Annotated in this window: 4 protein-coding genes; all 4 read right to left on the reverse strand. The window is 67.3% G+C overall.

Going from position 1 to position 4,559, the window contains the following annotated elements; genetic code table 11:
* Positions 1 to 119: 119 nt before the first annotated feature.
* The 4 genes from pdxS to thrS all read right to left on the reverse strand — a co-directional run bounded on the left by pdxS (position 120) and on the right by thrS (position 4,371).
* Positions 120 to 1,034 carry a pyridoxal 5'-phosphate synthase lyase subunit PdxS gene (pdxS, locus tag AC5RUJ_RS11555; protein WP_494014074.1) on the reverse strand — a complete coding sequence of 305 codons (915 nt, stop codon included), beginning with the start codon at positions 1,032 to 1,034 and terminating at the stop codon, positions 120 to 122.
* Positions 1,035 to 1,158: 124 nt separating this feature from the next.
* Positions 1,159 to 1,770, reverse strand: coding sequence for a phosphatidylinositol phosphate synthase (gene pgsA, locus AC5RUJ_RS11560; RefSeq protein WP_493999835.1), 612 nt, complete (start codon positions 1,768 to 1,770; stop codon positions 1,159 to 1,161).
* A 7-nt stretch (positions 1,771 to 1,777) separates the two neighbouring features.
* Entirely contained in the window at positions 1,778 to 2,356 is a 579-nt protein-coding gene (locus AC5RUJ_RS11565; protein WP_493999836.1) for an HIT family protein, read from the reverse strand.
* A gap of 2 nt (positions 2,357 to 2,358) precedes the next feature.
* A complete protein-coding gene (gene thrS, locus AC5RUJ_RS11570; RefSeq protein WP_493999837.1) occupies positions 2,359 to 4,371 on the reverse strand; it encodes a threonine--tRNA ligase in 2,013 nt (670 codons plus the stop codon).
* Positions 4,372 to 4,559 lie beyond the last annotated feature (188 nt).

Below are 4,559 nucleotides of genomic sequence, written 5' to 3' on the forward strand. Positions count from 1 at the left end.
CGCCCCGGCCGGCCGCTGGGACGTCCGGTAACGGCGGCCCCGTAAGGGCGGCCCCCGGAAACGGCGAACGCCCGGTACCGCACTGTCGTGCGGGACCGGACGTTCGCCGTCGTCGGTATTTACCAGCCGCGCTCGGCGAGGCGGTGCGGCTGCGGGATCTCGTCCACGTTGATGCCGACCATGGCCTCGCCCAGCCCGCGCGAGACCTTGGCGATGACATCCGGGTCGTCGTGGAAGGTGGTGGCCTTGACGATCGCGGCGGCGCGCTCGGCCGGGTTGCCGGACTTGAAGATGCCGGAGCCGACGAACACGCCGTCGGCGCCCAGTTGCATCATCATCGCGGCGTCGGCCGGGGTGGCGATGCCGCCGGCGGTAAACAGCACCACGGGCAGCTTGCCGGTGGCGGCGATTTCCTTGACCAGCTCGTACGGGGCCTGCAGTTCCTTCGCGGCCACGTACAGTTCGTCTTCGGGCATTGCCGACAGGCGCTTGATCTCGGAGCGGATCTGGCGCATGTGGCCGGTGGCGTTGGAGACGTCGCCGGTGCCGGCTTCGCCCTTGGAACGGATCATGGCCGCGCCCTCGTTGATGCGGCGCAGGGCCTCGCCCAGGTTGGTGGCGCCGCAGACGAAGGGAACGGTGAAGTTCCACTTGTCGATGTGGTTGGTGTAGTCGGCCGGGGTCAGCACCTCGGACTCGTCGATGTAATCCACGCCGAGGGACTGCAGCACCTGCGCCTCGACGAAGTGGCCGATGCGGGCCTTGGCCATCACCGGGATGGAGACGGCGTCGATGATGCCGTCCACCATGTCCGGATCGCTCATCCGGGACACGCCGCCCTGGGCGCGGATATCCGCCGGAACGCGTTCAAGGGCCATCACGGCCACCGCACCGGCGTCTTCGGCGATGCGGGCCTGTTCGGGAGTCACGACGTCCATGATGACGCCGCCCTTCAACATCTCGGCCATGCCCCGCTTGACGCGGCTGCTGCCGGTCACGGGCGCGTGAGTTGAAGTTTCTTCACTGCTGGACACTAAAAGCCCCTAGGAGTCGGTAGGAAACGTACACCTCATCATACGTCCGGCCCGGTGCGCTGGGTCACCGATGACGTAACCTTCCTCGGGGCCCCAACCGGGGGCCTGGGCGGTCCGGGGCGGATCAGGCGGTTTGCTGTGTCTGACGGTAGACGGCCATGATCCGCTGGGCCACGGTCAGCAGGCTGGCGGCGGCCAGCAGCACCAGGACCACCAGCAGGACCACCTCCGGCAGGCCCAGTCCGGTCAGGCCGGTGAAAACCAGGACGGAAACCAGGCGCTCGGAGCGTTCGGCCAGGCCCACCGCGGCGGTACAGCCCAGCGACTCGGCCTTGGCCCTGGCGTAGGAGACCAACGACCCGAGCAGCAGGCATACGAGCGCGGAGACGGCGATGGCGGTGTTCTCTCCGCCGGTGAAGAACCAGATGGCCACGCCGGCGAACACCGCGCCGTCGGCCAGCCGGTCGAGGGTGGAATCCAGGAAGTTGCCCCAACGGCTGTTGCGCTCCAGCATGCGCGCCATCAGGCCGTCCACCATGTCGGAGAAGACGAACGCCGTGATGAAGACCGTTCCCCAGAACAGCTCCCCCAGCGGGTAGAACACGAGCGCCCCCACGGAGACCCCGAGGGTGCCCACGATGGTGACGGCATCGGGCGAGACGCCCATCCGGATCAGGGCACGGGCCAGCGGCGAGAACAGTTTTCCGAAGAACCCGCGCGCGTACTTGTTGAGCATCGCCGCGCTACCGTGCCGGCCAGGCTTGGGATACCTGCTTGCGGACCTCGTCCAGGGTCTCGGTGATCGCCTTGGTCTGGGCAATGATCGGGAAGAAGTTCCCGTCGCCGCCCCACCGGGGCACCACATGCTGGTGCAGGTGCGCCGCCACCCCGGCGCCCCCGGCTTCGCCCTGGTTCATGCCCAGGTTGAAGCCGCTGGGGTTGGCCACCTTCCGCAGGACCCGCATCGCCGTCTGGGTCAGCTCGGCGAACTCGGCGGTCTCCTCCGCGGTGATGTCGGTGTAGTCGGGCACGTGGCGGTACGGGCAGACCAGCAGGTGCCCGGGGTTGTAAGGAAACAGGTTGAGCACCACGTAGGCGAACTCGCCGCGGTGGACGATCAGCGATTCCTCGTCGGGGCGGGCCGGAGCCACACAGAACGGGCACTCGTCCTTGTTCTTGAACTGGCCCTGGCCGCCCTTGACGTAGGCCATGCGATGCGGCGTCCAGAGCCGCTGGAAGGCATCCGGCACGCCGGGCAGCTCAAAGCCGTCCGTCACCTCGTCGCCGGTCCGGTCGGTCATGGCTTCGGTCGTCTCGGCCATCGTCAGTTGCCGCGCCTGGCGGCGGCCTGCACGATCCGGGACACGGCCTCGTCCACCGGGATGCCGTTGTCCTGGCTGCCGTCGCGGAAGCGGAAGGAGACGGCTCCGGCCTCGGCGTCCTCGCCGCCTGCGATCAGCACGAACGGAACCTTGTCCTTGCTGGCGGTCCGGATCTTCTTCGGGAAGCGGTCCGAACCCAGGTCGGCCTCGGCGCGGATGCCCTGAGCGCGCAGCTTGGCCACGATCTCCAGCATGTAGTCGTTGAACGCCTCCGCCACCGGGATGCCGACCACCTGGACCGGGGCGAGCCACGCCGGGAAGGCGCCGGCGTAATGTTCGATCAGCAGGCCCATGAAGCGCTCTACCGACCCGAACAGGGCGCGGTGGATCATGACCGGGCGCTGGCGGCTGCCGTCGGCTGCCTGGTATTCGAGTTCGAACCGTTCGGGCAGGTTGAAGTCCAGCTGGATGGTGGACATCTGCCAGCTGCGGCCGATCGCGTCGCGGGCCTGTACCGAAATCTTGGGGCCGTAGAAGGCCGCTCCACCCGGGTCCGGCACCAGTTCCAGGCCGGATGCCTCGGCGACCTCGGCCAGGGTGCGGGTGGCCTCGTCCCAGACCTCATCGGCGCCCACGTACTTCTCCGGGTCCTTGGTGGAAAGCTCCAGGAAGAAGTCGTCGAGCCCATAGTCCTTGAGCAGGTCCAGCACGAAGTTGAGCGTGGTGGTCAGCTCGTCCTTCATCTGCTCGCGGGTGCAGTAGATATGGGCGTCGTCCTGGGTCATGCCGCGCACGCGGGTCAGGCCGTGGACTACGCCGGACTTTTCGTAGCGGTAGACGGAGCCGAATTCGAACATCCGGAGCGGCAGCTCGCGGTATGACCGGCCGCGCGAGCGGAAAATCAGGTTGTGCATCGGGCAGTTCATCGGCTTCAGGTAGTAGTCCTGGCCGGGCTTGACGACCTCGTTGGTTTCGGGGTCGCGGGTCTCGTCCACATGCATGGGAGGGAACATCCCGTCCCGGTACCAGTCCAGGTGGCCGGAGACCTCGTACAGGTTGCTCTTGGTGATGTGCGGGGTGTAGACGAACTCGTAGCCCGCCTCGGTGTGCCGCTGCCGCGAGTAGTCCTCCATCGCCTTGCGGACGATGCCGCCCTTCGGGTGGAAGACGGGCAAGCCGGAGCCGAGTTCATCCGGGAAGGAGAACAGGTCCAGTTCGGCGCCCACCCGGCGGTGGTCGCGGCGCTCTGCCTCGGCCAGCCGCTCCTGGTAGGCCTTCAGGTCTTCCTTGGTGGGCCAGGCGGTGCCGTAGATGCGCTGCAGCTGCTTGTTCTTTTCGTTGCCCCGCCAGTAGGCGGCGGCCGAGCGGGTCAGCGCATAGGCGTTGGAAATCAGCTTGGTGTTGGGCAGGTGCGGCCCGCGGCAGAGGTCCTTCCAGACCACTTCGCCGCTCTTGGCGTCCACGTTGTCGTAGATGGTCAGTTCGCCGGCGCCCACTTCGATGCTGGCGCCCTCGCCGGCCTCGTCGGAGTGACCCTTGAGCCCGATCAGCTCTTCCTTGTACGGCTCCCCCGCCATCTCGGCGAGCGCTTCGGTCTCGGAGACGGTGCGGCGGACGAAGCGCTGGTTGGAGTTGACGATCTTGAGCATCATCTTCTCCAGCTGCTTCAGGTCCTCCGGGGTGAAGGGCTCATCGACGTCGAAGTCGAAGTAGAAACCGTCGGTGATGTACGGGCCGATCCCGAGCTTGGAGTCCTTCCGCAGCTGCTGGACCGCCTGGGCCATGACGTGCGCGGTGGAGTGGCGCAGCACGTTGAGCCCGTCGGGAGAGTCGATAGTCACGGCTTCGACCTTGGCCCCGGCCGGGATCGGCTGGTCCAGGTCCTTCAGTTCGCCGTCGACGCGGACGACGACGACCTCCCGCCGGGCGCCGTAAAGGTCGGCTCCCGTCGTGCCCTCGGTCACCTGGTTCTCTTCGCCGTCGACGATGAGGGTGATGTTCTGGGGCGCTGACACAGAGGTCTCCTTATGGTGGATGTAAGCCGTTACTGCAGCGACATACTTGGGCGCTGCAAGCCTCTACGATCGTATCCGCTGACGCGAAGCCCGACCAACACCGCCGCGGCGGGGCTACGCGCCCGCTGGGGCCGGCGAGCCGCCTCTGGCCGCGCATCATCCTGCCCGGTTCCCGTGGCTACCGGCCA

This window comes from Arthrobacter sp. Y3223164, assembly GCF_059091005.1.

Bases quoted from the DNA above. Each gene is read 5' to 3' on its own strand.
- pgsA (WP_493999835.1), bottom strand. From the start codon at position 1,770: ATGCTCAACAAGTACGCGCGCGGGTTCTTCGGAAAACTGTTCTCGCCG.
- AC5RUJ_RS11565 (WP_493999836.1), bottom strand. From the start codon at position 2,356: ATGGCCGAGACGACCGAAGCCATGACCGACCGGACCGGCGACGAGGTG.